Source organism: Rhodococcus sp. UNC363MFTsu5.1, from assembly GCF_000686785.1.
Classification (GTDB): domain Bacteria; phylum Actinomycetota; class Actinomycetes; order Mycobacteriales; family Mycobacteriaceae; genus Rhodococcus_G; species Rhodococcus_G maanshanensis.
The window spans coordinates 100,160-125,467 of record NZ_JMLO01000003.1 but is presented as its reverse complement, the minus strand read 5'-3'; the positions used below and the strand labels follow the sequence as shown (position 1 = coordinate 125,467).

General features: G+C 68.4%; 27 protein-coding genes. 14 read left to right on the top strand and 13 right to left on the bottom strand.

What is annotated here, in order from left to right; all coding sequences use genetic code 11:
• Window positions 1–3 precede the first annotated feature (3 nt).
• The 3 genes from BR31_RS0106035 to secA all read left to right on the top strand — a co-directional run bounded on the left by BR31_RS0106035 (window position 4) and on the right by secA (window position 4,414).
• Window positions 4–663 carry a ComF family protein gene (locus BR31_RS0106035; protein WP_027500183.1) on the top strand — a complete coding sequence of 220 codons (660 nt, stop codon included), beginning with the start codon at window positions 4–6 and terminating at the stop codon, window positions 661–663.
• Between the two features lie 171 nt (window positions 664–834).
• Window positions 835–1,509, top strand: a complete 675-nt coding sequence (hpf, locus tag BR31_RS0106030) for a ribosome hibernation-promoting factor, HPF/YfiA family (protein ID WP_027500182.1) — start codon at window positions 835–837, stop codon at window positions 1,507–1,509.
• A gap of 112 nt (window positions 1,510–1,621) precedes the next feature.
• Complete coding sequence (gene secA, locus BR31_RS0106025) at window positions 1,622–4,414, top strand: preprotein translocase subunit SecA (RefSeq protein ID WP_027500181.1); 2,793 nt, start codon at window positions 1,622–1,624, stop codon at window positions 4,412–4,414.
• Between the two features lie 6 nt (window positions 4,415–4,420).
• Here secA and BR31_RS0106020 read toward each other — a convergent pair whose 3' ends face one another.
• Window positions 4,421–4,933 carry an Rv3235 family protein gene (locus BR31_RS0106020; RefSeq protein ID WP_027500180.1) on the bottom strand — a complete coding sequence of 171 codons (513 nt, stop codon included), beginning with the start codon at window positions 4,931–4,933 and terminating at the stop codon, window positions 4,421–4,423.
• 171 nt (window positions 4,934–5,104) lie between these two features.
• Between BR31_RS0106020 and BR31_RS0106015 the strand changes: the two genes are divergently transcribed.
• The 6 genes from BR31_RS0106015 to BR31_RS0105990 all read left to right on the top strand — a co-directional run bounded on the left by BR31_RS0106015 (window position 5,105) and on the right by BR31_RS0105990 (window position 11,290).
• Window positions 5,105–5,521, top strand: a complete 417-nt coding sequence (locus tag BR31_RS0106015) for an HAD-IA family hydrolase (protein WP_027500179.1) — start codon at window positions 5,105–5,107, stop codon at window positions 5,519–5,521.
• Window positions 5,521–6,888: a WS/DGAT/MGAT family O-acyltransferase gene (locus BR31_RS0106010; RefSeq protein ID WP_027500178.1), complete on the top strand. Its 1,368-nt coding sequence runs from the start codon at window positions 5,521–5,523 to the stop codon at window positions 6,886–6,888. The genes BR31_RS0106015 and BR31_RS0106010 overlap by 1 nt, the downstream gene beginning before the upstream one ends.
• A gap of 9 nt (window positions 6,889–6,897) precedes the next feature.
• Complete coding sequence (locus BR31_RS0106005; RefSeq protein WP_027500177.1) at window positions 6,898–7,404, top strand: DUF6912 family protein; 507 nt, start codon at window positions 6,898–6,900, stop codon at window positions 7,402–7,404.
• Between the two features lie 74 nt (window positions 7,405–7,478).
• Window positions 7,479–8,594, top strand: a complete 1,116-nt coding sequence (locus tag BR31_RS0106000) for a ferredoxin reductase (RefSeq protein WP_027500176.1) — start codon at window positions 7,479–7,481, stop codon at window positions 8,592–8,594.
• A gap of 105 nt (window positions 8,595–8,699) precedes the next feature.
• Entirely contained in the window at window positions 8,700–9,926 is a 1,227-nt protein-coding gene (locus tag BR31_RS0105995; protein WP_027500175.1) for a fatty acid desaturase family protein, read from the top strand.
• Window positions 9,927–10,048: 122 nt separating this feature from the next.
• Window positions 10,049–11,290, top strand: a complete 1,242-nt coding sequence (locus BR31_RS0105990) for a fatty acid desaturase family protein (protein WP_027500174.1) — start codon at window positions 10,049–10,051, stop codon at window positions 11,288–11,290.
• A 338-nt stretch (window positions 11,291–11,628) separates the two neighbouring features.
• Here BR31_RS0105990 and rsgA read toward each other — a convergent pair whose 3' ends face one another.
• On the bottom strand, window positions 11,629–12,534 hold the full coding sequence (gene rsgA / locus BR31_RS0105980) for a ribosome small subunit-dependent GTPase A (protein WP_027500173.1): 906 nt from the start codon (window positions 12,532–12,534) through the stop codon (window positions 11,629–11,631).
• Window positions 12,535–12,635: 101 nt separating this feature from the next.
• Complete coding sequence (gene aroA / locus BR31_RS0105975; RefSeq protein ID WP_027500172.1) at window positions 12,636–13,940, bottom strand: 3-phosphoshikimate 1-carboxyvinyltransferase; 1,305 nt, start codon at window positions 13,938–13,940, stop codon at window positions 12,636–12,638.
• Between the two features lie 38 nt (window positions 13,941–13,978).
• Between aroA and BR31_RS0105970 the strand changes: the two genes are divergently transcribed.
• On the top strand, window positions 13,979–14,764 hold the full coding sequence (locus BR31_RS0105970) for an SOS response-associated peptidase (RefSeq protein ID WP_027500171.1): 786 nt from the start codon (window positions 13,979–13,981) through the stop codon (window positions 14,762–14,764).
• Here BR31_RS0105970 and BR31_RS0105965 read toward each other — a convergent pair.
• Entirely contained in the window at window positions 14,732–15,745 is a 1,014-nt protein-coding gene (locus BR31_RS0105965; RefSeq protein WP_027500170.1) for an LLM class flavin-dependent oxidoreductase, read from the bottom strand. The two genes, BR31_RS0105970 and BR31_RS0105965, sit on opposite strands and share 33 nt — an antisense overlap.
• A 127-nt stretch (window positions 15,746–15,872) precedes the next feature.
• Window positions 15,873–16,367, bottom strand: coding sequence for a Cys-tRNA(Pro) deacylase (gene ybaK / locus BR31_RS0105960; RefSeq protein WP_027500169.1), 495 nt, complete (start codon window positions 16,365–16,367; stop codon window positions 15,873–15,875).
• A gap of 181 nt (window positions 16,368–16,548) precedes the next feature.
• On the opposite strand from ybaK, the gene BR31_RS0105955 reads away from it, so the two are divergent.
• The gene (locus BR31_RS0105955; protein WP_027500168.1) at window positions 16,549–17,223 is read left to right on the top strand and encodes a sigma-70 family RNA polymerase sigma factor; all 675 of its coding nucleotides are present in this window, start codon (window positions 16,549–16,551) and stop codon (window positions 17,221–17,223) included.
• On the top strand, window positions 17,220–17,501 hold the full coding sequence (gene rsrA / locus BR31_RS0105950; protein WP_027500167.1) for a mycothiol system anti-sigma-R factor: 282 nt from the start codon (window positions 17,220–17,222) through the stop codon (window positions 17,499–17,501). The genes BR31_RS0105955 and rsrA overlap by 4 nt, the downstream gene beginning before the upstream one ends.
• Before the next feature lie 54 nt (window positions 17,502–17,555).
• On the opposite strand, the gene BR31_RS0105945 is transcribed toward rsrA, so the two are convergent.
• The 6 genes from BR31_RS0105945 to BR31_RS32570 all read right to left on the bottom strand — a co-directional run bounded on the left by BR31_RS0105945 (window position 17,556) and on the right by BR31_RS32570 (window position 21,832).
• Entirely contained in the window at window positions 17,556–18,266 is a 711-nt protein-coding gene (locus tag BR31_RS0105945; RefSeq protein WP_027500166.1) for a hypothetical protein, read from the bottom strand.
• Window positions 18,267–18,315: 49 nt separating this feature from the next.
• Complete coding sequence (locus BR31_RS0105940; protein WP_027500165.1) at window positions 18,316–19,017, bottom strand: hypothetical protein; 702 nt, start codon at window positions 19,015–19,017, stop codon at window positions 18,316–18,318.
• A gap of 88 nt (window positions 19,018–19,105) precedes the next feature.
• Complete coding sequence (locus tag BR31_RS0105935) at window positions 19,106–19,771, bottom strand: hypothetical protein (protein WP_037175713.1); 666 nt, start codon at window positions 19,769–19,771, stop codon at window positions 19,106–19,108.
• 50 nt (window positions 19,772–19,821) lie between these two features.
• Entirely contained in the window at window positions 19,822–20,550 is a 729-nt protein-coding gene (locus BR31_RS0105930; RefSeq protein ID WP_027500163.1) for a hypothetical protein, read from the bottom strand.
• Between the two features lie 226 nt (window positions 20,551–20,776).
• On the bottom strand, window positions 20,777–21,523 hold the full coding sequence (locus tag BR31_RS0105925; RefSeq protein WP_027500162.1) for a hypothetical protein: 747 nt from the start codon (window positions 21,521–21,523) through the stop codon (window positions 20,777–20,779).
• A 234-nt stretch (window positions 21,524–21,757) separates the two neighbouring features.
• Window positions 21,758–21,832: a 50S ribosomal protein bL37 gene (locus BR31_RS32570; protein WP_115967926.1), complete on the bottom strand. Its 75-nt coding sequence runs from the start codon at window positions 21,830–21,832 to the stop codon at window positions 21,758–21,760.
• Window positions 21,833–21,927: 95 nt separating this feature from the next.
• Here BR31_RS32570 and BR31_RS0105920 point away from each other — a divergent pair, with 95 nt between their 5' ends.
• Together BR31_RS0105920 and BR31_RS0105915 are read left to right on the top strand one after the other, a co-directional pair.
• Complete coding sequence (locus BR31_RS0105920; RefSeq protein WP_027500161.1) at window positions 21,928–22,143, top strand: biotin/lipoyl-binding carrier protein; 216 nt, start codon at window positions 21,928–21,930, stop codon at window positions 22,141–22,143.
• 15 nt (window positions 22,144–22,158) lie between these two features.
• The gene (locus tag BR31_RS0105915) at window positions 22,159–23,670 is read left to right on the top strand and encodes a sensor histidine kinase (protein WP_027500160.1); all 1,512 of its coding nucleotides are present in this window, start codon (window positions 22,159–22,161) and stop codon (window positions 23,668–23,670) included.
• A gap of 76 nt (window positions 23,671–23,746) precedes the next feature.
• On the opposite strand, the gene BR31_RS0105910 is transcribed toward BR31_RS0105915, so the two are convergent.
• Together BR31_RS0105910 and BR31_RS0105905 are read right to left on the bottom strand one after the other, a co-directional pair.
• A complete protein-coding gene (locus BR31_RS0105910) occupies window positions 23,747–24,001 on the bottom strand; it encodes a WhiB family transcriptional regulator (RefSeq protein WP_027500159.1) in 255 nt (84 codons plus the stop codon).
• A 292-nt stretch (window positions 24,002–24,293) separates the two neighbouring features.
• Complete coding sequence (locus BR31_RS0105905; RefSeq protein ID WP_027500158.1) at window positions 24,294–25,250, bottom strand: diacylglycerol/lipid kinase family protein; 957 nt, start codon at window positions 25,248–25,250, stop codon at window positions 24,294–24,296.
• Between the last annotated feature and the right edge of the window lie 58 nt (window positions 25,251–25,308).

Genomic DNA, 25,308 nt, shown 5'->3' with positions numbered 1-25,308 from the left:
TGCATGCGCGCGCTCGTCGACCTGATCCTGCCCCGTGAGTGCGGCGGCTGTGGGGTGGCGGGTACCGACTGGTGTGACCGGTGCCGGGCGGAGCTGTCGGCCGACCCGGTCCGGCTCGCGCCCCGGTTCGATCCGGGGGTTCCCGCCTGGGCGCTGGGGCGGTACACGGGTCCGCGCCGCGGAGCGGTGATCGCCGCAAAGGAGCGCGGACGCAGGGACCTGGCGAGGCCGCTCGGGCACGCATTGGCCGGCGCCCTGCGGAGGCTCCGGGAACTCGGCGAGATCGACCCGTCGGAACTCGCCGCATTGGCCTTGGTGCCGGCGCCGACCCGGGCGAGGTCCGCGCGGGCACGTGGGGGAGATCCGGTGACCCGGGCGGCGCTCGCGGCGGCGGCGGCGCTGTCGCCCGAATCGGTCACGGTGGCGCCCATGCTGAAATTTGCTCGGGGAGTTCAGGATTCGGTCGGTCTTTCGGCGCGGTCGCGCATCGAGAACCTGTCGGGCCGGATCATCGCGACACCGGGTTCGCGAACCGCCCGGTCTTCTTGCGTGGTTCTCGTCGACGACGTTCTGACGACAGGGGCGACGGTCTCGGAGTCCGTCCGGGCCCTCGCCGGGAGCGGCGTCAGCGTCGATGCCGTGCTTGTGATCGGCGCCGCATGAATCAATCGGGGAGAACGCTGGCACTCGCGTCCAACTCGGACTAGCGTCGCCAACACAACCGACGACACGGGTGGGAGGTGATACCCCAAACCTGGCGCCGGGCGGTCCCCTCCCGGCGCAGATCACCCGCCGACCGTCACCGCGGTGACTCGGCCGTAACCTGGAGGTACCGTGACGAACCCTTCAAAAGCCTCGGTTTTTTTCGAAGAAGAGACGGACTCGGCCGGGCAGCCTGACGGCCCGCGCGCCGACATTGTGGTGAAGGGCCGCAATGTCGAGGTCCCCGACCACTTCCGTGTGTATGTCTCAGAGAAGCTGGCTCGGCTCGAGCGCTTCGATCCCACGATCTACCTCTTCGACGTGGAGCTTTATCACGAGCGCAATCGACGCCAGGCCAAGAGCTGCCAGCGCGTCGAGATCACCGCAAGGGGCAAGGGCCCCGTCGCCAGGGCTGAGGCCACCGCCGACAGTTTCTACGCGGCATTCGAGGGCGTCACCGCCAAGCTGGAGAGCAGACTGCGCCGTACCAAGGATCGGCGCCGCGTCCACTACGGCGACAAGACACCGGTCTCGGTAGCAGAGGCCACCGCGGTCCTCGCCGAGGACGATTCCCTGGCGATCTCGCCCGACCTGTCGCTCGAATCCGAGACCGAGCCGCCCGACGGCCCAGGTCAGGTCGTGCGAACCAAGGTGCACACCGCAGCGCCGATGAGCGTCGACGACGCTCTGTACGAGATGGAACTGGTCGGCCACGACTTCTTCCTGTTCCATGACAAGGAATCGGATCGGCCCTCTGTCGTCTACCGACGGCATGCGTTCGACTATGGCCTGATCCGACTGGCCTGAGCCCGGTCAATTGAGTTAACGCCTACCATGGAGCCGGTCGGGGGAGAACTCTCCCGACCGGCTCCACCGTGTACACCCACCTGCCCGCCGAGGATTGAGGACGTTTAAGCCCGTGCCGTCGTTGTCGCTTACGAAGCTGCTCCGTGTTGGTGAAGGTCGCATGGTCAAGCGGCTCAAGCACATCGCGGAGCACGTATCCACCCTCTCGCCCGACGTGGAAGCCCTGTCCGACGCCGAACTCCACGCGAAGACGGCGGAGTTCAAGGAGCGGTACGCCCGAGGGGAGTCCCTCGACGAGCTGCTGCCAGAGGCGTTCGCGGTGGCAAGGGAGGCTTCCTGGCGGGTGCTCGGCCAGAAGCACTACACCGTCCAGGTCATGGGCGGCGCTGCGCTGCACTTCGGGAACGTGGCCGAGATGAAGACCGGTGAGGGCAAGACCCTGACCTGTGTGCTCCCGGCCTACCTCAACGCGATCGCCGGCGACGGCGTGCACGTGGTCACGGTCAACGACTACCTGGCCAAGCGTGACTCCGAGTGGATGGGCCGCGTGCACCGCTTCCTCGGCCTGGACACCAGCGTGATCCTGTCCGGGATGACCCCGGCCGAGCGGCGCTCGGCCTATGCGGCCGACATCACCTACGGCACCAACAACGAGTTCGGCTTCGACTACCTGCGCGACAACATGACGCACTCACTCGACGATCTCGTGCAGCGTGGGCACAACTTCGCCATCGTCGACGAGGTCGACTCGATCCTCATCGACGAGGCGCGTACCCCGCTGATCATCTCGGGACCCGCGGACGCGTCCTCGAAGTGGTACGGCGAGTTCGCGCGGATCGCACCGCTGCTCAAGCGCGATGTGCACTACGAGGTCGACATCAAGAAGCGCACCGTCGGCGTGCACGAGGCGGGCGTCGAACTCGTCGAGGATCAGCTCGGCATCGACAACCTCTACGAGGCCGCGAACTCGCCGCTGGTCAGCTACCTGAACAACGCGGTCAAGGCCAAGGAGCTCTACCAGAAGGACAAGGACTACATCGTCCGTGACGGCGAGGTCATCATCGTCGACGAGTTCACCGGACGCATCCTGGTCGGCCGCCGCTACAACGAGGGCATGCACCAGGCCATCGAGGCCAAGGAAAAGGTCGAGATCAAGGCCGAGAACCAGACCCTCGCCACGATCACCCTGCAGAACTACTTCCGTCTGTACGACAAGCTCTCGGGCATGACCGGTACGGCCGAGACGGAGGCCGCCGAGCTGCACCAGACCTACGGACTCGGCGTGATCCCGATCCCGACGAACCGTCCGATGGTCCGCGTCGACCAGGGCGACCTGATCTACAAGACCGAGGAGGCGAAGTTCGCCGCCGTCGTCGACGACGTCGTCGAACGTCACCAGAAGGGCCAGCCGGTCCTCATCGGCACCACCAGCGTCGAGCGCTCCGAGTACCTGTCGAAGCAGTTCACCAAGCGGGGCGTCGCGCACAACGTCCTCAACGCGAAGTTCCACGAGCAGGAGGCGACCATCGTCGCCGAGGCAGGCCGCACCGGTGCGGTCACCGTGGCCACCAACATGGCAGGCCGTGGCACCGACGTCGTGCTGGGCGGAAACCCCGACATCCTCGCCGACCTGCACCTGCGCAAGCAGGGGCTGGACCCGGTCGAGACCCCCGACGAGTACGAGGCCGCGTGGGAGCCCGCGCTCGAGGAGGTCAAGGCCCAGGTCAAGGCTGACGCTGAGGACGTGCGGGAGGCCGGCGGACTGTACGTGCTCGGCACCGAGCGGCACGAGTCCCGCCGTATCGACAACCAGCTCCGAGGCCGTTCCGGTCGTCAGGGCGACCCGGGCGAGTCCCGCTTCTACCTCTCGCTCGGCGACGAGTTGATGCGGCGGTTCAACGGTGCGGCGCTGGAGTCGATCATGACGCGCCTCAACCTGCCCGACGACGTGCCGATCGAGGCGAAGATGGTCTCCAAGGCCATCAAGAGCGCACAGACGCAGGTCGAGCAGCAGAACTTCGAGATCCGCAAGAACGTCCTCAAGTACGACGAGGTGATGAACCAGCAGCGCACGGTCATCTACGCCGAGCGTCGCCAGATCCTCGAGGGCGAGGACATGGAGGGCCAGGTCGAGGGCATGATCACCGACGTGGTGACCGCCTACGTCGACGGCGCCACGGCCGAGGGCTACGTGGAGGACTGGGACCTAGAGCAGCTCTGGACCGCACTCAAGACGCTGTACCCGGTCGGCATCGACCACAAGGACCTGACCGGCGAGACCGAGATCGGTGAGCGCGGCGATCTCACCCGTGAGGAACTGCGCGAGGCGCTGCTGGCGGACGTCCGGGCGGCCTACGACGCGCGCGAGCAGCAGATCGACGAGATCGCAGGCGAGAACGGGATGCGTGAACTCGAGCGCCGCGTGCTGCTGTCGGTGCTCGACCGCAAGTGGCGCGAGCACCTCTACGAGATGGACTACCTCAAGGAGGGCATCGGCCTGCGCGCGATGGCCCAGCGTGACCCGCTGGTCGAGTACCAGCGTGAGGGCTTCGACATGTTCACCGCGATGCTCGAGGGGCTGAAGGAGGAGTCGGTCGGATTCCTGTTCAACCTGCAGGTCGAGGCCGCGCCCGCGGCGGAACCGGAGCATTCGGGTTGGACGGCCGCCGCAACCGCGGCGCGTCAGGCGCCCGCCGTGCTGCCCACCGAGGAGCCCGCCCCCGCGGCGCCCGCGGCCCCGGCCGCGCTGCGCGCCAAGGGACTCGACGCGTCGGAGGAGACCAGGCTGACCTACTCGGGTCCCGCCGAGGACGGCAACGCTCAGGTCCGCCGGACCGCCGCCGGTGCCGGTGAGGGATCCCGGCGCGAGCGCCGTCAGGCTGGACGGTCCAAGCGCAAGAAGTGACCGGCCTCAGCCGACCTGTAGTGATGTGACACGCCAGCCGCCGAGAGCTTTCCCGGCGGCTGGCGTGCGTTCGAGGCGGGCCGCGACGGCGAACATCCGCGGCCCGCGCGAGTAGCTGCCGAACACCTCGACGGAGTCGGCGCCGCTCGGTCGCAGGTGCACGCGGCCGAGGCAGGCGACGCCCAGCCCTCGGGCGGGCACGGCTCGCTGGGCCAACGCCCCGACGAGGCCGACGAGCGCAGGCGCCAGCAACGGCCGCAGCTGTGCGGGCGGGCGCCGACGGTCAACGACCTCCAGTGTCAGCCGGAGCGCGTGCTCGGCGAACCGTTGCGCCTCGGGGTCGATCGCGACGGTCTCGGCCGGTGGCCGCGCCGCCTGACCGCGGCCGCTGACGGGTGATCGACCGCTGTGCGGCGAGCGGGCCGGAGCGCGGTGCGCGGTGGCGCGCGACTCCGTCCGGCCCGCGATGGGTGGTTCGCATCGCGGGGCCTGGGTCAAGAACCTGTGGGTGTCACGCATGAGGGACGTCTCCTGTCTCGACGGGGGCGGCTCGTGAGGAGTCGCCGCGCGGCGGTGCCGAGTCCGAGGAGAGGCCGGACGGTCTGAAGGATTGCACGGATCAGGAAGCGGCGCGCGGGTTCTCGCGAACCTCATCGCGCGCGGATGTCCCCGGAGCCATAGGGTGGGCGGATGCGAGGGTTGGTGGTGGACTTCGGCGGCGTGCTGGCCGGGCCGGGCTCGGACCGTGCGGGACTGACAGCGATCATCGGGGCACTGCGTGAGGTCGGCGTCCGCTCGGCCATTCTCAGCAACGATCCCGGCGGTCCGGCTGGCGCGGACCTGCGCGCGCTCGGCGACGGGGTCCTGGTCGACGAGGTGGTGCTCTCCGGTGACGTCGGGATGGCCAAGCCCGACCCCCGGATCTATCGGCTGACCGCGGATCGTCTCGGACTGGCCTCCGCGGACTGTGTGTTCGTCGACGATCTCGCTGTCAACGTCCGCGGCGCCGCCGCGTCCGGGATGGTCGGGGTACATCATGTGGATCCGGAGACCACAGCAACGGAACTGCGGATACTCTTCGATCTCGGGCAGGGGGTGCAGGCGTAATGGTGAACAGGTTGACCACCGTCGACGCGTCGTTCTATTTCCTCGAGGCGAGCAACACCCCGATGCATCTCGGCTCGCTGTCGATCCTGCAGCCGCCGCGCTCGGGTCTCGACTACGAGGATCTGCTGACCCGCGTCGAGAACCGGCTCGCGCTGGTGCCGCGTTATCGGCAGCGGGTGCGGGAGGTGGCGTTCGGCATCGCCCGGCCGGTGTGGGTGGACGACCGGGACTTCGACATCACCTATCACGTCCGTCGTTCGGCGCTGCCGAAGCCGGGGTCCGACGAGCAGCTGCACGACCTGGTGGCGCGGCTGACCTCGCGGCCCTTGGACCGGTCGCGGCCGCTGTGGGAGATGTACCTCGTGGAGGGGCTGTCGAAGAACCGGGTGGCGATCTTCACCAAGTCGCACTCCTCCCTGGTGGACGGCGAGCATGCGCTCGAGATCGGTCAGGTGCTGCTCGACCCGACGAAGACACCCCCGCCGCCGACCGAGGAACTGTGGATGCCGCGCCGCGAACCGCGCGAGGCGGAACTGGTGCTCGATGCCGTCGCGGAGATGGTCGCGCGCCCGAGCGAGGGCGCGGCTACCCTCCGGATGGCGGTCGGCGACCTGATCGGGACGGCGGCCGAGGTGGTCGGCAACATCGCCGCGGTGGTCCGGACGGCCGCGCACACGGCGCCGACCAGCCCGTTGAACGCGCCGATCTCCAGGAACCGGCGATTCGCGGTCGCGAAGACGCCCCTCGCGGACTACCGGGCCGTCCGTGACAAGTACTCGTGCACGGTCAACGACGCGATCCTGGCGGTGCTGACCGGGGCGCTGCGGAACTGGTTGCTCTCCCGCGGCGAGCCGGTCACCGCGTTCACCACGGTGCGTGCGCTGGTACCGATGGCGGTCGATTCCGGGGTCGCCGAGCGCGGGGTGTCCTCGTTCCTGGTCGACCTGCCGGTGGGGGAGTTGAACCCGGTGGTGCGGCTCTCGCACATCGCGCACGCCACCGAGGCGCACGCGAAGCAGAACCGGCCTGCCGCGCTGCCGCTGGCCCGGATGTCGGGGCTCGCGCCGGCGACCCTGCACGCGATGGGCCTTCGGGTGGCCAGCGGGCTCTCCCAACGCGTGTTCAACCTGATGATCACCAATGCGCCCGGCCCGCAGTCTCCGCTGTATCTGGGTGGGGCCAAGGTCCTCGAGATGTACCCGGTGTCGCCGTTGCTGAAGAATCAGACGCTCAGTGTGGGCCTGACGTCATACAACGGCCACGTCTACTACGGTTTGAATGCCGACCGCGATGCGATGTCCGATGTGGATGTGGTGACGGCGCTTCTGTACGAGTCGCTCGAGGAGCTGTTGGATGCCACTACATAAGGATTGCGCATGAGGGTCTACATCCCGGCGACCATCGCGATGTTGCAGAGGTTGGTCGCGGATCAGGAGTTCGATCCGGTGAGCCGCACCGCGTTCGCGGTCACCCCGGCGCTGCGCGAGGCCTACGCCTCCGGTGACGACGAGGAGTTGGCCGAGGTCGCGATGACGGAGGCGGCACGTGCCTCGCTGCGACTGCTGGCGGCCGAGGCGGATGACGAGGGCACGGCGAGCGTCCAGCGCCGTGCGGTGATCGCCGCTGACGTGGACGAGGCGAAGCTGCGGCCCGATCTCGACGACGCCGTCGTGCGGTTGGCGGCGCCGGTGAGCCTGGCCGAGGTCGCCTCCGTCCACGTCGATCTGGCGGAGGCGGAGTCGGCGATCGCCAAGGCCGCCCTGGCGATCGACGCGGCCGATCTCGGTGATGCGGACGCCGAGTTCGTGCTCGGTGACGCCGAGGATCACGAGTTGGCCTGGTATGCCACCCAGGAGCTCGCATTCTTACTCGATCTGTTGTGACGGTCCGCGTGACAGCAGGGCACACGGGTAGGTAACCTACGGTTCCGTAACCTACGCGAGTGGATGGATTGTTGATGGGTTTGAGGAACTGGCTCGAGGCGCCTGCTGCCGAAATCTCGGCGCCCCGCCGGCCGAAGCTGAACATGCTGCGCGGAGCGGTGACGCGGGTGACCACACCCCTGCTGCCGGACGACTTCCTGCACCTGGCGAACCCGCTGTGGTCGGCGCGCGAGCTGCGCGGCAGGGTCATCGAGGTCCGCAAGGAGACCGCGGACTCGGCAACCCTCGTGATCAAGCCCGGGTGGGGTTTCGACTTCGACTACCAGCCGGGCCAGTACATCGGCATCGGGCTGCTCGTGGACGGTCGATTCCACTGGCGGTCGTACTCGCTGACCTCCCCGCCGAACTGGGAGAAGAAGCGGATCTCGATCGCGGTCAAGGCGATGCCGGAGGGCAAGCTGTCCAGCCACCTGATCAACGGCGTCCCCTCGGGGACCGTGATCCGGCTGGCCGCGCCGCAGGGCAACTTCGCGCTGCCGGAGCCGCCGCCGGAGAAGATCCTCTTCCTCACCGCGGGCAGCGGCATCACCCCCGTGATGGCGATGCTGCGCGCGATGGTGCGCCGCGACGAGCTGCCGGACGTGGTGCACGTGCATTCCGCGCCGACCGCCGAGGACGTGATGTTCGGCGAGGAGTTGTCGGCGCTGCACGAGTCGCATCCCAATTTCGTCTCCCAGGTCCAGCACACCAGGACCGGCGGCCGGTTCCGGCTGGCGGATCTCGACGCGCTGTACCCGGATTGGCGTGAGCGGCAGACCTGGGCGTGTGGGCCGACGCCGATGCTCGACGAGATCGAGCGCGTCTGGCAGGAGGAGGGCCTCGCCGACCGACTGCACACAGAGCGGTTCGCGATCTCGCGCGCGGACGACGCCGGGCAGGGCGGCACGGTGACCTTCACCAAGACGGGCCGCAGCATCGAGATCGACGGCGCGACCACGCTGCTCGAGGCCGGAGAGAAGGTCGGGGTCCAGATGCCGTTCGGGTGCCGGATGGGCATCTGCCAGACCTGTGTGGTCCCGCTCGTCGCTGGCCACACCCGGGATCTGCGGTCCGGACGGGAGCACGGCGAGGGGGAGCGGGTGCAGACCTGTATCGCTTCGGCTGCAGGCGACTGCACCTTTGACCTCTAGATCTTTCGTCATCTCGAGTTCACGGATGTCGGCTATCGTTGTCGGTATCGGATACGCCGCGGGGGCCTCCGCAGGCAATCTATCTATCCCCATCGGAGGGCCCTGATGGCCATCACGGACATCAAAGAATTCTCACACCTCACCGAAGCCGACATCGAGGCGCTCGGGCGCGAACTCGACGAGATCCGCCGCGACATAGAGGATTCGCGCGGTGAGCGCGATGCGCGGTACATCCGCAACGTCATCCGGCTCCAGCGGGTCCTCGAGGTCGGTGGCCGGCTGACCCTGTTCGGCAGCAAGTACCGGCCGGCCTGGCTCGCGGGCACCACCATGCTCGCCCTCGCCAAGTGCATCGAGAACATGGAGCTCGGCCACAACGTGGTGCACGGACAGTGGGACTGGATGAACGATCCGGAGATCCACTCCACCACGTGGGAGTGGGACATGACCGGACCGACCTCGCAGTGGAAGCGCGCGCACAACTACTCGCACCACACGTACACCAACATCGTCGGGATGGACGACGACGTGGGATTCGGGATCCTCCGGATGACCCGCGATGAGCAGTGGCGACCGATCAATCTGCTGCAGCCCGCGGCGAACGTACTCCTCGCGACCACGTTCGAGTGGGGCATCGCGATGCACGACCTGGGCAATGCCAAGGCTGAGGACGAGAAGCGCGGCGGCGCCAACATCGCTCAGTTGAATCGTGAGTTCTACGCGAAGGCGGCCAAGCAGGTCGCGAAGGACTTCGTGTTGTTTCCGGCGCTGACCGGTCCGGCGTGGAAGCACACCCTGGCAGCGAACGCGACCGCCAACCTCGCCAGGAATCTGTGGGCGTACGCGGTGATCTTCTGTGGCCATTTCCCGGACGGGGCAGAGAAGTTCACCGTCGAGCAGTACCGCCACGAGACGAAGGCGGAGTGGTACCTGCGGCAGATGCTCGGCAGCGCCAACTTCAAGGCCGGCCGGGTGATGGCGTTCATGAGCGGCAACCTCAGCTTCCAGATCGAGCACCACCTGTTCCCGGATCTGCCGAGCAACCGACTCCGGGAGGTGTCGGTCCGGGTGCAGGCGCTGTGCGACAAGTACGACCTGCCGTACACGACGGGCTCGCTGGCCCGCCAGTACCTGTTGGCGCTCAGGACGATTCACAAGCTGGCCCTGCCTGACCGGTTCCTGACCGCCACCTCGGACGACGCGCCGGAGACCAGTTCGGAGCGCAAGTTCCGCGCGGTGGGTTCGCTGAATCCGCTTCGGGTCGACCCGGTCAGCGGCAGGCGCAGCGGCCTTCGGTCGGCGCTGCGTGAGCTCCGCGAGCGTCGTCGCTAGCGGCAGCTCCGGCCCCCCGCAGTGAGTTGGATCACACCTCGATTCTGGCAACCTACGGAGCCGTAACTTACGGTACGGTAGGTCGGAACCAAGGCAACTGATCGACTGCGGGGAGAGCCGGAATGGCGATTGCGGACGTCAAGGAATACGCGCACCTTACCGAGGCGGATGTGGAAGCGCTCGGTTTCGAGCTGGACGCCATCCGTCGTGACATCGAGGCGTCGCGCGGCGAGCGCGACGCGCGCTACCTGCGCAACACCATCCGCCTGCAGCGTGGCCTCGAGGTCGCGGGTCGGGCCGTCCTCTTCGGCAGCCGCAAGCGCCCGTTGTGGCTGCTGGGCGCCGGACTGCTGGGCACGGCGAAGATCATCGAGAACATGGAGCTCGGCCACAACGTCATGCACGGCCAGTGGGACTGGATGAACGATCCCGAGGTGCACTCGAGCACCTGGGAGTGGGACGTCGTCGGGCCCTCCGCGCACTGGAAGCAGACGCACAACTACCTGCATCACAAGTACACCAACATCCTCGGCATGGACGACGACGTGGGATACGGCCTGCTCCGAGTCACGCGTGACCAGCGTTGGAAGCCGTTCAACGCAGGCAACGTCGTGTACAACAGCCTGCTCGCCCTTTTCTTCGAGTTCGGCATCGCCGCGCAACACGTCGAGCTCGGCAAGGTCGCCAAGGGGCGCGACGACCGCGAGGAGACCAGGCGCAAGCTGCGCGAGGTCGGCGAGAAGGTCGGCAAGCAGCTCGTCAAGGACTACGTCCTGTTCCCGGCCATGACCGGCAAGGCGTGGAAGTCGACGATGACCGCGAACCTGACCGCGAACATGATCCGCAACGTGTGGACCAACGCGGTGATCTTCTGCGGGCACTTCCCGGACGGCGCCGAGAAGTTCACCAAGGACGACGTCGACAACGAGACCCAGGCCCAGTGGTACCTGCGGCAGATGCTCGGCAGCGCCAACATCAGCGGCGGTCCGGTGATGGACTTCATGACCGGCAACCTCAGCTACCAGATCGAGCACCACATCTTCCCGGACCTACCGTCGAACCGGTACGCCGAGATCTCGGTGCGGGTGCGGGCGCTCTGCGACAAGTACGACCTGCCGTACACCACCGGCCCGCTGTTGGTGCAGTATGCGAAGGCCTGGCGCACGATCGCCAAGCTGTCGCTGCCGAACAAGTACCTGCGCGACACCACCGACGACGCGCCGGAGACCGCCTCGGAGCGCAGGTGGGAGGGGACCGCGGCGGTCCTGACCGTGGATCCGGTCACCGGTCGCAATCGCGGGTTGCGGACGGCGATTCGCGAGGCAAAGAAGCGCCGGAGCGTGCGGGGGCTGTTCTCCCGCTGAAGCGAGTCTGGAAGGTGACGTGAGTGCCCCGCCGTGACGGGGCACTCACGTCACTGTCATTGCTAGGACCCGACCAATGCCGAGCCGGTGTCGAGCAACGTTCCGAAGATGCTCTGGATGTCGCCGAAGATGGCCGATCCGGCGTCGATGATCAATTGTGCACTACCCATTTGAAACTCCTTGTGTCGTGACGGTGAGATCGGGTGATCCCGGTGTGTCTTGACCATGAGTTGATTCGAATCAGGTCGAGCCCAAACAGTGTAAAAACACGGTTACTACAAACATGGGATTTCACGGCGTAGTTGACCCGACCGTGACCTTGTTCGGTGACGAAACCGTTACCAGGCCTCGTTGGAGTTGAGGGCCACCAGCAGCAATCGCACAGCGGCGACCCGCCTCGCGGCCTCGCCCTCGAGGCGGTCGAGCGCGCACTCAGGGTCGGCGGGCGGACCGAGGTGGCTGCACCCGCGCGGGCAGTCCTCGATGGCCGCGGCCAGGTCGGTGAACGCCCCGAGGACGTCGTCGGGCGAGATGTGCGCAAGGCCGAACGACCGGATGCCGGGCGTGTCGATCACCCAGCCACCGGAACGACCACTGTCCGTCAGGTCGGGTAGCGGCAGGGCAACCGACTGGGTCGAGGTGTGCCGTCCCTTGCCGACGCCGGAGACCACGCCGGTGGCCCGATCGGCATCGGGCACAAGGCGATTGACGAGCGTCGACTTCCCGACGCCGGAGTGGCCGATCAGCGCGGTGACCTTCCCGGCCAGCGCCTCCTGGACCGGATCGAGCGGATCGTCCTGGCCGGCCAGTATCACCGGCACGTCCAGGTCGGCGAAGGCGGCGGCGAATTCCGCGTGGTCGGCCAGATCGCCCTTGGTCAGGCAGAGGATCGGCGCCAACCCGCCGACGTAGGCGGCGACCAGCGCCCGCTCGACGAATCCGGTGCGGGGCGGCGGGTCCGCGAGGGCGACCACGATCAGCAGCTGGGAGGCGTTGGCCACCACGATCCGCTCGAACGGGTCGGTATCGTCGGCCGTCCGCCGCAACACCGTCGAGCGCTCCTCGACGCGCACGATGCGGGCCAGCGTGTCGGTGCGGCCGGAGACGTCGCCGACCACGCCTACCTGGTCGCCGACGACGATGGGCGTGCGGCCGAGCTCGCGGGCGCGCATGGCGACCACAAGGCGGTCCGGATCGTCGCCGAGCACGCAGCCCCATCGGCCGCGATCGACCGAGACGACCATCGCGGTCTCGGCGCTCTTGTGTTCCGGCCTGGTCTTGGTGCGCGGTCGCGAACCCTTGCCCGGGCGGACCCGGACATCGGACTCGTCGTACCGGCGCGCACTCAGGAGGGCGCTCCGGTCTGGTCGGCGCCGTTCGGCTTCAGCATCGTCTCCCAGAGCGCCTCGAACCCGGGCAGGGTCTTGGCCGTTGTGCCGATGTCCTCGATCTCCACGCCCGGCACCACCAGGCCGAGGATCGCGCCCGCGGTCGCCATCCGGTGGTCGGCGTAGGAGTGCCAGGCGCCACCGTGCAGCGCTCGCGGCTCGATGTGCAGACCGTCGTCGGTTTCGGTGACGGCGCCGCCGAGGTTGTTGATCTCGGTGCGCAGGGCGGCGAGGCGGTCGGTCTCGTGGCCGCGCAGGTGGGCGATCCCGCGCAGCGTGGACGGCCCATCCGCCAGCGCCGCGAGGGCCGCGACGGTGGGGGTCAGCTCGCCGATGTCGTGCAGGTCCACGTCGATGCCACGAAGGCTACGCGGCCCGCGCACCGTCAGCGTCGAATTCGCCAGCGACACTTCGGCACCCATCTCGGTGAGGATGCCGCGGATGGCGTCGCCCGGCTGTGTGGTGCGGGCGGGCCACAGCGGCACGCTGACCGAGCCGCCGGTCACCGCGGCCGCCGCGAGGAACGAGGTGGCATTCGACAGGTCGGGTTCGATCACCCAGTCGACCGCGTCCACGGTCCCGGGGGACACCCGCCAGGTGTCGGGATCGCCGCCGTCGCCGGGGGTCAGGACCCGAACGCCCGCCTCCCGCAGCATCTCCACCGTCATGTCGATGTGCGGCATCGAGGGCACCGAGCGCCCCTCGTGTCGCACGGTGATGCCGTCGTCGAAACGCGCGGCGGAGAGCAGGAGTCCGGAGACGAACTGGGACGAGCCCGAGGCGTCGATGGTCACGACGCCGCCCGAGACCTTGCCGTGCCCGTTCACGGTGAACGGCAGGCCGTCGCCGTCGATGTCGACGCCGAGTCCGCGGAGCGCGTCGAGAATCGTGTTCAGGGGCCGGGTGCGGGCCTGCTCGTCGCCGTCGAACTCGACCGTTCCGTCGGAAAGTGCCGCGAGCGGCGGCAGGAACCGCATGACGGTGCCGGCCAGGCCGCAGTCGACCGCGGCCGATCCGAGGGTGCCTGGGGTCACGCGCAGGGTGGTGGCGTCGCCGTCGATCCGCACGCCGAGGGTGCGCAGCGCGTCGATCATCAGGTCGGTGTCGCGACTGCGGAGTGCGCCGGTGATCGTCGACGGGCCAGAGGCGAGCGCGGCCAGGATCAGCGCCCGGTTGGTGATCGACTTGGACCCGGGCAGGGTCACGGACGCGTGCACGGGCGATGCGGCGACGGGCGCCTTCCACAGACTCACGTGCACCATCTTCCCAGAGTGTCGGTGGTGGGAGACACAATGGTCGTATGTGCGGCAGATACGCGACGACGGTCGACCCGGCGCTGCTTGCGGTCGAGTTGGACGCGCTCGACGAGACGTCCGGCCCAGGGGGCTCCAGGGAGCCGGCCGAGAACTACAACGTGGCGCCGACCGATCCGGTGCTCGCCGTGGTGAGCAGGCACTCGCACGAGCACCCCGACGACATTCCCGCCCGCCGGATCCGGCGGATGCGGTGGGGTCTGCTCCCGTCCTGGACCAAGGCATCGGCGCCGGGCGTGCCGGCCAAAGGGGCGCCACTGTTCAATGCGCGTGCAGACACCGCCGCCACCAAGCCTGCCTTCCGCAGCGCGCTCAAGACCAAGCGCGCCCTGGTGCCCATGGACGGCTGGTACGAGTGGCTGACGGAGCCTGCGGCGACGGGCAAGGCGGCGAAGGTGCCGTACTTCATGACCCCCGCGGACGGCTCACGGCTCTACGCGGCAGGCCTGTGGTCGGTGTGGCGGGACCGCGAGGCCGACACCGCGCCGCTGCTCAGCGTCACGATCCTCACCACCGACTCGGTCGGCGAGCTGCAGTCGATCCACGACCGGATGCCGCTGATCCTCACGCCCGACCGGTGGGACCGCTGGCTCGACCCCGACGCGGCCGCACCCGACGACCTGCTGGATCCGATCGACGCGGCGGTCGCGGCCGGCATCGAGATCCGGCGGGTGTCGGACCGGGTGAACAGCGTCCGCAACGACGGCCCGGAGCTGATCGCACCGGTCGGGGCGCCCGGTTCAGCGGTCGGCGAGCAGATCACCCTGCTGTGAGGGCAGGTCGCTGACCTCGGCCACCAGCTCGAGCGAGCGCAGCCAGGCCGCGCGGTCGGTCGCCGAGGAGACGACCATCAGCTCGTCGGCGGCGGTCTCCGCTCCGAATCGGTCCAGGTACTCGCGCACCACCGTCGGCGTGCCGACGGCCGAGTACCGCACCATCTGCAGCACCTGCTGGCCCGCGGGGGACTCGAGGATCATGTCCGCCTCGTCGGCGGTGAAGGTCCGGCCGCGGCCGACGAACAGCCCGACCCGCTTGCGCTTGGTCTCGAGGAACAGCCGGTCCGCCTCGTCCTGGGTGTCCGCCGCGATGACGTTGACGGCGGCGATCACGTACGGCTGCGCGAGCTGGGCCGAGGGGCGGAACTCGCGGCGGTAGATCGCGAGGGCGTCGAGCAGGGCATTCGGTGCGAAGTGCGATGCGAAGGCGTACGGAAGTCCCAGCGCGGCGGCCAGTTTGGCGCCGAACAGGGACGATCCGAGGACGTACAGCGGCACATTCGTGCCCTTGCCGGGCGTCGCCTCGATTCCCGGGACGCGCGACGGACCGGTCAGGTAGCCCTGCAGCTCCAGCACGTCCTGCGGGAACGATTCCGCGGACGCGGGGTCGCGGCGCAGCGCCCGCATGGTCTTCTGGTCGCTGCCCGGCGCGCGGCCGAGCCCGAGGTCGATCCGGCCCGGGTGCAGCTCGGCGAGGGTGCCGAACTGTTCGGCGATCGTCAGCGGCGCGTGGTTGGGCAGCATGATGCCGCCTGCGCCGAGACGGATCCGCTGCGTGTGCGCCGCGACGTGCGCGATCAGCACGCTGGTGGCGGAGGAGGCGATGGAGGGCATGTTGTGGTGCTCGGCGTACCAGATACGCCGGTAGCCCCACCGCTCGGCGGACTGCGCCATGTGCACGCTGGACCGGAAGCTGTCGGCGGCCGTTTCCCCGTCCCCGATGTGGGCGAGATCGAGGATGGAGAGTGGAACCGTCACGGTGGTACCGCCTTCTTTCGATGACAAAAGTCGTTTTTCGATGACAAAAGTCGTTCGTGGAGACAAGTCGTTGTGTTGTGCAACAGTCCGTGGCCGAAAGGTAATTCCCCGTGCACAGACTTTCGGGTCAGCCAGCGGTGATCGGGGCGAGCACAGCGCCGGTCAGCCGGACCAGGTCGGCCGGGGCCAGGTCGATCTCCAGCCCGCGCCTGCCCGCGCTGCACAGCACCCGATCCCAGTTCGCGGCGGAGGCGTCGATCACGGTCGGCAGCCGCTTGCGCTGGCCGAGCGGGGAGATGCCGCCGAGCACGTATCCGGTGGACCGCTGTGCCTCCGCCTGCTCGGCCATGACCGCCTTGCTCGACCCGAGCGCGGCCGCCGCGGCCTTGAGGGAGAGCTTCTCGGGGACCGGCAGCACGGCGACCGCCAGCTTGCCGTCGGAGGTCTTGATCACCAGCGTCTTGAGGATCTGTGCCGGCTCGAGGCCCAGCTGACCGGCCAGCGCGTCCACCGCCTCGGCGCCGTAGGAGGCACTGGCGGAGTCGTGCTCGTAGCTGTGCACGCGGTGCGAGATCTTGCCCTTGGTGAGCGCCTGGGTCGCGGGAGTGGAGGTGCCGGCCATGGCGCCGACTCTAGTTCTCCGGAAACACGCTGTGACGAGACCGTGGGAACACTTCGCGATGGACCGGCGTTGCACCCAGCACGTTGGTCCATCTCGAAAGGAGTCGTAGGTGTCGGTGCAGTGCCTCGAGCGCCCCGCTGACCGCAGTCCCCTCGACCGGGTAGCGGTAGCCTTGATCCCTATGGCGAGCGAAGGGATCAGCGTGCCTGACGACCGGCCCGAGAACGATCAGCCACCCAAGGACGAGTCGGGCGGCGATCTGACCGCGCGGTTCGAGCGCGATGCGCTCCCGCTGCTGGATCAGCTCTACGGTGCGGCGCTGCGGATGACTCGCAACCCGGCCGATGCGGAGGACCTGGTCCAGGAGACCTACATCAAGGCCTACTCGGCGTTCCGCTCCTTCAAGGAGGGCACCAACCTCAAGGCCTGGATGTACCGGATCCTGACCAACACCTACATCAACTCGTACCGCAAGAAGCAGCGTCAGCCCGCGCAGTACCCGACGGACGAGATCACCGACTGGCAGCTCGCGGCCACCGCCGAGCACACCTCGCAGGGCCTGCGGTCCGCCGAGGTGGAGGCGCTCGACACGCTGCCCGACGACGACATCAAGGCGGCCCTGCAGGAGCTGCCCGAGGAGTTCCGGATGGCGGTGTACTACGCCGACGTCGAGGGCTTCCCGTACAAGGAGATCGCGGAGATCATGGGCACGCCCATCGGTACCGTGATGTCCCGCCTGCACCGCGGGCGCAAGCAGCTGCGCGGGCTGTTGGCCGACGTGGCACGAGAGCGTGGATTCAACCGGAGCGGCGCCGCGGCGTCGGTGGCGGCGCAGGAGCAGGAGGCGACCCGGTGAGCGAGCAGGACGAGTTCGAGCGGTTGGACTGCTCCGCGGTGATCGCGGACGTGTGGCTGATGCTCGACAACGAGTGCGACGAGACGACACGCGCCCGGTTGAAGCGGCACATGGAGGACTGCGGCTCCTGCTTCGAGGCCTATGGCATCGAGGAGAAGGTCAAGTCCCTGGTGAACCGCAAGTGCGGCGGTGAGCACGCGCCGGACGGGCTGCGGGAGCGGCTGAAGATCCAGCTGCGCACCACCACGATCATCACGCGGGTCGATCCGGACCAGTAGGCATATGCACGGCGAGGGCCGCCCGGGAGTTCCCGAGCGGCCCTCGCCGTGCATTCAGCTCCCGAAGAACAGTTCGGCGGAGCCAGCGGGGCTGGGGGCCTGGCAGCTGAGTGCACAGCTCACGGTGACGCCTGTCGGCGACCAGTCGAGGGTGTCGAGGCCGTCGGCGCTGACGATCAGGCGGGCGTCGAGGTTGACTCCCGACGCGTTGGTGCCGGAGCGCGCGTCGGGGGCCGCCGTTCGACCGCATCCGACAGCGGGTCCGAGGCGCGGGTTCTGGAGCTTGTAGACGGTGTCGTAGACGACGGTGGAACCGGCGGCGGGGTCGACGGTCCACGAACCCGCGGCGCCCCAGGCGCTCGCCGAGTCGGTGACGCGTTCGCCCGTCGGGTTGGTGTACGTCACGGTCCCGGAAACCGGCATCTGCCACCGGCGGATGCCGCACACGTCGAGCGTCTCGTTGATCTGGTCGATCTCGGTGACCTGCCGGGCGGGGCCGTTGGTTGCGGAGATGGTTGTGCGGTAGTGGATTTCGTCGCCCGTGAAGCCGATGTTCGGCCCGACGACCTCGTGGGTGACGGCGAGGTTGTCATGAGTCGTGGTCGCGCGGGTGGCGGAGGCGTCGTGGCCGGGTGTGGCCGCGGATCCGACCGCGTCAGCGGATTGGGCAGTGGCGATGCCGGTGGCGCCGGCGGCGAGCAGCGCGACGGATGCGGCGGTGACGGCGAGGCGGGTGAAGGCGCGCCGGCGGGTGGTGTGGGGCACTGGCAGCTCCTGGGTGAGTGGTCGTATGTGGACTGAAGGTGGGGGCGGATCAGCTCCCGAACGCAGATCCCCCCGAGCCGGTCGGGCGGGGAAGGGAGCAGTCGAGTGCGCAGCTGGCGGTGACGCCCGTCGGGCGCCAATCGAGCAGCGCGAGGCCGTCGGCTCGGACCGTCAGGTAGGCATTCATGTTCGACGGGGACGCGTTACCCTCCCAGTCGCAACCCACGGAGAATCCGCCCCTCGCATTCCGGAGCACGCGGACGCTGTCGTACACGACGGTGGTACCGGCCGCGGGGTCGACGGTCCACGACCCGACCGCCGGGTATTCGTATTTGCGGGTCATGACGTTGGCGAGGACCTTGGGCATCGACTCGGACACCTGCGCACCCGAAGTGTTCGTGTAGGTCACGGTTCCGGACTTCGCCAACGTCCACGAGTTGGAGCAACCCACCAGATCCGAGATGCCTTCCTCGATTCCGGTGATCGTGCGCGCCGGTCCGTCGGTGGCGGAGACGGTGGTGCGGTAGTGGACCTCGTCGCCGAGGTAGCCGGCGTTGCTGCCGATGATCTCGTGGGTGATGGTGAGGTTGTCGTGTGTCTTCGTTGCGCGGGTGGCGGAGGCGTCGTGGGATCCGAATGCGTCAGCGGATTGGGCGGTGGCGGCGCCGGTGACGCCGGCGGCGAGCAGGGCTGCGGTCGCGGTGGCGGCGACGAGGCGGGCGACGGTGCGCCGGCCGGTGCTGTGGGGCAATGGTTCTCCTGGCTGAAATGGATTGTCGGGCGGGCGAACTGACGGATCGGCTGGTAGGAGCGACTCGGGACCCAGCCGCTCGGCGCCGTCAGCTACCGAAGGGGCCGGTCTCGTGGAGGCTGCCGTACGAGCTGGTCATCGCGGGCCAGTCCAGGGTCCCCAGACCGGAGGCGTCCAGGCCGACGCCGGTGTAGGCCACCCCGTCCTCCATCGACGGCCTACCCCGGAAGTCGATCCACCTGTAGGTGATCTCGAGGACGACCGTGGCTCCGGATTCGGCGGCGATCGGCCACCCGGCGCTCGAGACCTCCCAACCGCCCGGGTCGGTCATGTTGAGGCCGTCGTAGGTCGCCGCGACCAGGATCGGGGTGACGGCCTCGGTGGTGCGGGTGCCGTTCGCGTCGGTGTAGGTGAGTTTCGCCGTGTTCGGGACGTACGACATGAGCTGTTCGCGTTCGATGATCCTGGTGACCTGCCGCGCCGGCGCCGACGTCGCGGAGATGGTGGTCCTGAAGGTGATCTCGTCGCCCGCGTAGCCGGCGTTCGGGCCGACGACCTCTCGGGTGACCGACACGTTCTCCGCCGTGCGCGTGGCGCGGGGGATCAGTTCGGGATGGCTGGGGGCTCCGATGCCGAACTCCGACGAGCCGACCGCACCCGCGGTGCCGACGCCGGCGATCAGACCGGACACGGCAAGGGCTGTGGCGGCGACGGCCGCGGCGACGCGGTGCATGGTTGTTGCTGGGCGGGACACAAGATCTCCGAATCTCTGAGGCGGTGGGAGGACGGTGCGGCGCAGGCGGATCAGCTGCCGAACTCGGAAAAGTCGATGCCGGGGATGCCCGAAGAGCCGATGTTGCCGACGCCGGCGGTGCAGGGGTCGCAGGTCACCAGAGCGTTCATCGGATAGAACGTCTGGGTGCCGAGTCCGGAGATGTCCGCGGTGACACCCGAAGCCGCGGTGACTACTCCCTCACCCTGCCTCAGGGTTCCAGTCCAGGTGTAGGTGACCTCGAGGACGACGGTCGCGCCGGCTGCGGTGATCGGCCATCCGGTGCCGGGCGCCACGTAGAGGCTGTCCGTGCCCGGGGTGGATGTGATCGCCTCGGTGGTCCTGCGGCCGTCGCCTGCGGTGTATGTGATCTTGGCGGAGGTCTCTTTGGAGTATCCGGGTCCACCGTCGTCGATCCGGGTGATCAGGCGGTCCGGGGCCCCGGTCGCGGCGAAGGTGGTGCGGTAGGTCACCTTCTCGCCCACTCCGGTCACGTTCGGGCCGACCACCGCCCGCGTGATCGTCACGTTGTCGACGGTGGCGGTGTCCGAACGCTGCAGGTCGGTGTCGTAGCCGGTGGAACCGGAGCCGAACGGGTCGAAGTTGGTGAAGTTGACGCTGCCGCCGCTGAGGCCGGTCACGCTTTCGCTGCTGCCGTTCGCGCCTGCGGTTGCGGTGCCGGTCAGCAGGCCTGCGGCGAGAAGGGTGGCGGTGGTGGCGACCGCGGCGAGGCGGCGGGTGGGTGATGACGGGCGGGACACGGGACTCCGTTCGGGATGGGCGACTGGGGCACGTCTCGGGGGAGTCGACACTGTGCGTGTCCCCCCCGACCGCGTATGCCGTGATCGGATGGACGGCTGCCCGGTTTCGTCGGAGAAAGTGAAAACTGTTGCGTATAACGGTATTCCGAGCCTGTAAGGGTTGACTCGGCGCGCACAACGAGGGCAACCCGGAGATTCTCGGGTGCCCTCGTTGTGAGGTGGTAGGTCAGCTGCCGAGGAGGTTCCCGAAGAAGTCGGAACTGCTCACGTAGGTGACGTAGCCGACACAGCCGTCGCAGCGCGTCTGGGCCTTCATCGACGGAAAGTTCTGGGTGCCGAGCCCGGAGATGTCGGCGGTGACGCCGGAGTTCTGGACATAGGCGGTGTATTCCTGCCGCATGGTTCCGTACCAGGTGTAGGTGACCTCGATGACGACGGTGTCGCCGGCCGCGGTGATGGGCCACCCGGTTCCGGATGCCACGTATTCGCCTGTCGCGTATTCACCCGTGGAATCCAGGGTGGACGCGATCGTCTCGGTGGTCCTGCCGCCGTCCGCCTTGGTGTAGGTGATCTTTGCCGTGGGGCTCCCGGTGTATTTGGGCCCTTGGTCGTCGATCCGGGTGATCAGGCGGTCCGGGGTCCCGGTCGCGGAGAAGGTGGTGCGGAAGGTCACCTGCAGGCCGCCATAGCCCACATTCTTGCCGACCACCTCGCGGGTGACCGTCAGGTTGTCGACGGTGACGGTGTCCGAGCGCTGCAGGTCGGGGTCGTTTCCGTTTTCGATGACGCGCTCAGTGGAACCGACCAGGTCGAGGTTGGAGACGTCGACGCTGCCGCCGCTGCTGCCGGTCACGCTTTCGATGCTGCCGGTCGCGCCTGCGCTCGCGGTGCCGGTCAGCAGGCCTGCGGCGAGGAGGGCGGCGGTCGTGGCGACCGCGGCGAGGCGGCGGGTGGGTGTCGATGAGCGGGACACGGGACTCCGTTCGAGGTGGGCGACTGGGCGCGCGTGTCGAGGGAGTCGACACTGTGTGGGCCCCCCGACCGCGTGTGCGGTCATCGTATGGACGGCCGACCGGTTCCGCCGGATAATGCGAAAACTATTGCGTATAACGATATTTCGGAGCGTTCGATCCCTTGGGCCCGTGAGACGCAACGAGGGCCGGGACACAGTGTGTCCCGGCCCTCGTGAGGCTTCGCCTACGGCGCGTCAGCTGTTTGGACGCTTGCCGTGGTTGGCCTTGTTGCCCTTGCGGCTGCGCTTCTTGCGACCACGCTTACCCATGGTTGTCTCCTTCCCTCTGATCTCGCTCCGGGACATTCTTCCATGTGTGGTTGGCTGTACTTCCATTGGCAGGTCTAGAACAAGCGAGGTGCTCGATGGCAGAAGACGTGCGTGCCGAGATGGTTTCCACCGTCTTCCAGGTGGTTGTCGCCGAAGGTGACGAGGTCAAGGAGGGTGACACCCTCGTGATCCTGGAGTCGATGAAGATGGAGATCCCGGTGATCGCCGAGGTGAACGGCCGCGTGACCTCGGTAGATGTCACGGTCGGCGACGTCATCCAGCAGGGCGACCTGATCGCCGTCATCTCCTGACCCACGCCCTGATCGATGTCCACCCTCAGCGATCTGCTCGCCGAACACACCGACCTGCCGGGCAGCGCCGTCGACCACCTGCAGCGGGTGGTCGGGGAGTGGCAGCTGCTCGCCGACCTGTCGTTCGCCGACGTGCTGCTGTGGGTGGGCGCGGACAGCGGCAACCCGGAGGTCTCCGGCCACGGTGAAGTGGTCTGCGTCGCGCAGTGCCGGCCGACCACCGCCCCCACCGCGTTCGCCGAGGACGCCGTCGGCACGGTCGTCTCGGACGCCGAGCACCCGCACGTGCGGCAGGCGCTGACGGAGTGGCGGATCGTGCGCGTCGAGGACGGACCGCCCGGCGAGGGGACGCCGGTACGCCGCGAGGCGATCCCCGTGCGGTGCGCGGGGGACGTGATCGCCGTCCTCAGCCGCGACACCAACCCCACCCAGCATCGGCAGTCCAGCCCGCTCGAGGTCGCGTACCTCGACTGCGCGGCGGACCTGTGCCAGATGATCAGCGAGGGGACGTTCCCGACGCCCGAGGAGCACAGCGAGATCCTCTCCAGCCCGCGCGCGGGTGACGGCTTCATCCGGCTCGACTCCGACGGGACCGTGGTCTACGCCAGCCCGAACGCGCTCTCGGCCTACCACCGGATGGGCCTGACGACGACGACACTGACGGGCAGCGACCTGGCCTCGGTGACCAGGACGCTGGTCACCGACCCGTTCGACTCCCAGGACGTGGCCAACGACATCAGGGCCGCGCTCGCAGGCAAGGCGGGCAAGCGGATGGAGGTGGAGGCCCGCGGGGCCACCGTGCTGCTGCGCACCCTGGTGCTGCGGCCGGGCGGACTGCCTGCAGGCGCGGCGGTGCTGATCCGCGACGTCACGGAGGTCAAGCGCCGCGACCGCGCGCTGCTGAGCAAGGACGCGACCATCCGGGAGATCCATCACCGGGTGAAGAACAACCTGCAGACGGTCGCCGCGCTGCTGCGGTTGCAGGCCAGGCGGACCAACAACGACGAGGCCCGCCAGGCGCTGAGCGAGTCGGTGCGCCGGGTGACCTCGATCGCGCTGGTCCACGACACCCTGTCCATGTCGGTGGACGAGGAGGTCAACCTCGACGAGGTGGTCGACCGGCTGGTGCCGATCATGGCCGATGTCGCGATGGTGGGCAGCGCGGTCCAGATCCGTCGCGAGGGCAGCCTGGGGGTGTTCCCGGCCGAACGGGCGACCCCGCTGGTCATGGTGCTGACCGAGCTGGTGCAGAACGCGATCGAGCACGCCTTCGAGCCGGGGGAGCCCGGCACCGTGACGCTGCGGGCCGAGCGGTCGGCGCGCTGGCTCGATGTGGTGATCCACGATGACGGCAACGGCCTACCTGCCGGCTTCAGCCTGGAGCGTTCCGACCGCCTCGGCCTGCAGATCGTCCGGACCCTGGTCTCTGCCGAGTTGGGCGGTTCGCTCGGCCTGCATCCCGCCGAGGGTGGCGGAACGGACGCCGCGCTGCGGGTGCCGCTCGGGCGCCGCGCGAACCGCGTGTAGTCGCGGATCGACCCCTGGAAACGACTGAGGCCCGGCACCATCATGGTGCCGGGCCCGTTCGTACGGTGCTGTGTGACTAGACCGTGGTGCGGGCGCGGGTGCGCGCGTTGCGACGCTTGAGGGCGCGGCGCTCGTCCTCGCTCATGCCGCCCCAGACGCCTGCATCCTGGCCGGACTCGAGTGCCCAGGACAGGCAGTCGGCGGTAACGGGGCAGCGGTTGCACACCAGCTTGGCGTCCGCGATCTGGGCGATGGCCGGACCACTGTTGCCCACGGGAAAGAACAATTCCGGGTCTTCATCCCGACAAATTGCGTTGTGGCGCCAGTCCATCCTTCTGCTCCTTAACCGGGTGCGTTCTGCACCGTTTCGTATCGCTGAGTTCATGCGCATTGTGGGAAATGTTTCCGCGCTGTTGCTTGTGAATGCTTTCACGAACTAGCGGGATGTCAATGGATTCAGACCGCTTCGTGGGGTAACTCACTCTGTTAGGTTGCCCTATGTGGTCTGGGCTACTTTCTACCCCGGTTGCGGCGAGAATGCACTAGTCCCGTAAGATTTCTTGGCATTTTCTCATGTTCGGGGCGATCGCGCATGGCGGCGACAGCGGGGGCGGGGCGACGCGTCAGACGCCGCTCGGCGCCACGACGGAGATCGCGTCGGGCACCGAGACGAACTCGACCTCGGTGCGCATGCCGATGTAGTCGCCGTCCATCTGCAGGGCGATCGGCGTGCTCGACCGGATCAGGATCCGCGGCACGTCGTCTACCCGAAAAAGGTTGCGCGCCTTCGGTTGTGCGCCGGGTGTGAGGAGCTGTCGGACCAACTTCAGGGTCTTGGGGACGCTCATTGTCCGCATCGCGAAGACGCCGAGGCCGGTGCTGAACGTGGTCTCCGGATTGATCCGGACGGGACGGTCGTTCAGGTAGGTCCACGGGCTGGAGTTCGACACGAAGGCGTAGTGCACGCCCTCGACGGGGTCGTGGCCGGGCACCTGGACGGTCAGCGTCGGTTCGGTGCCCCGGTTGCGGAAGAAGGCGCGGATGGCGGTCCGGACGTAGCGCGACGGCGTCGCCGGGTGGCCGTTGCCGCGGCTCGCGTCGATCGCCTCGCACACCTGTGCGTCGAGGCCCATGCCCGCGTTGAAGGTGAACCAGCGGTTGTCGCAATGGGCCAGCCCGATCCGCCTGTGCTGGCGCAGCGCGAGCAGCTCGATGAGCTGATTGGTCGCGGCCACGGGATCCGCGCTGATGCCGAGCGAACGGGCGAACACGTTGGCCGAGCCGCCGGGGACCACCGCGATGAGCGGGATCGGCCCGATCGCGACCTCGCTCATCGAATCCGGTCGGGGGGCGCCGAGCAGTCCGTTGATGACCTCGTTCACGGTGCCGTCGCCGCCGTGCACGACGATCAGGCCGATGCCCTCGATGGCAGCGCGCCGGGCGAGCTCGCCCGCGTGGCCGCGGTGGGTGGTGTGCGCGACCCGCACCTGGACCCGGCTCGACACCGCGTGCGCGAGCAGATCACGCGCCGCGGGGGTCGTCGAGGTGGCATTCGGGTTGACGATCAGCAGCGCGCGCACAGGACACCACCCTAGCGGGGAGCCACGCGTTCTATAGGCTGGCGCGGTGTCAGAACAG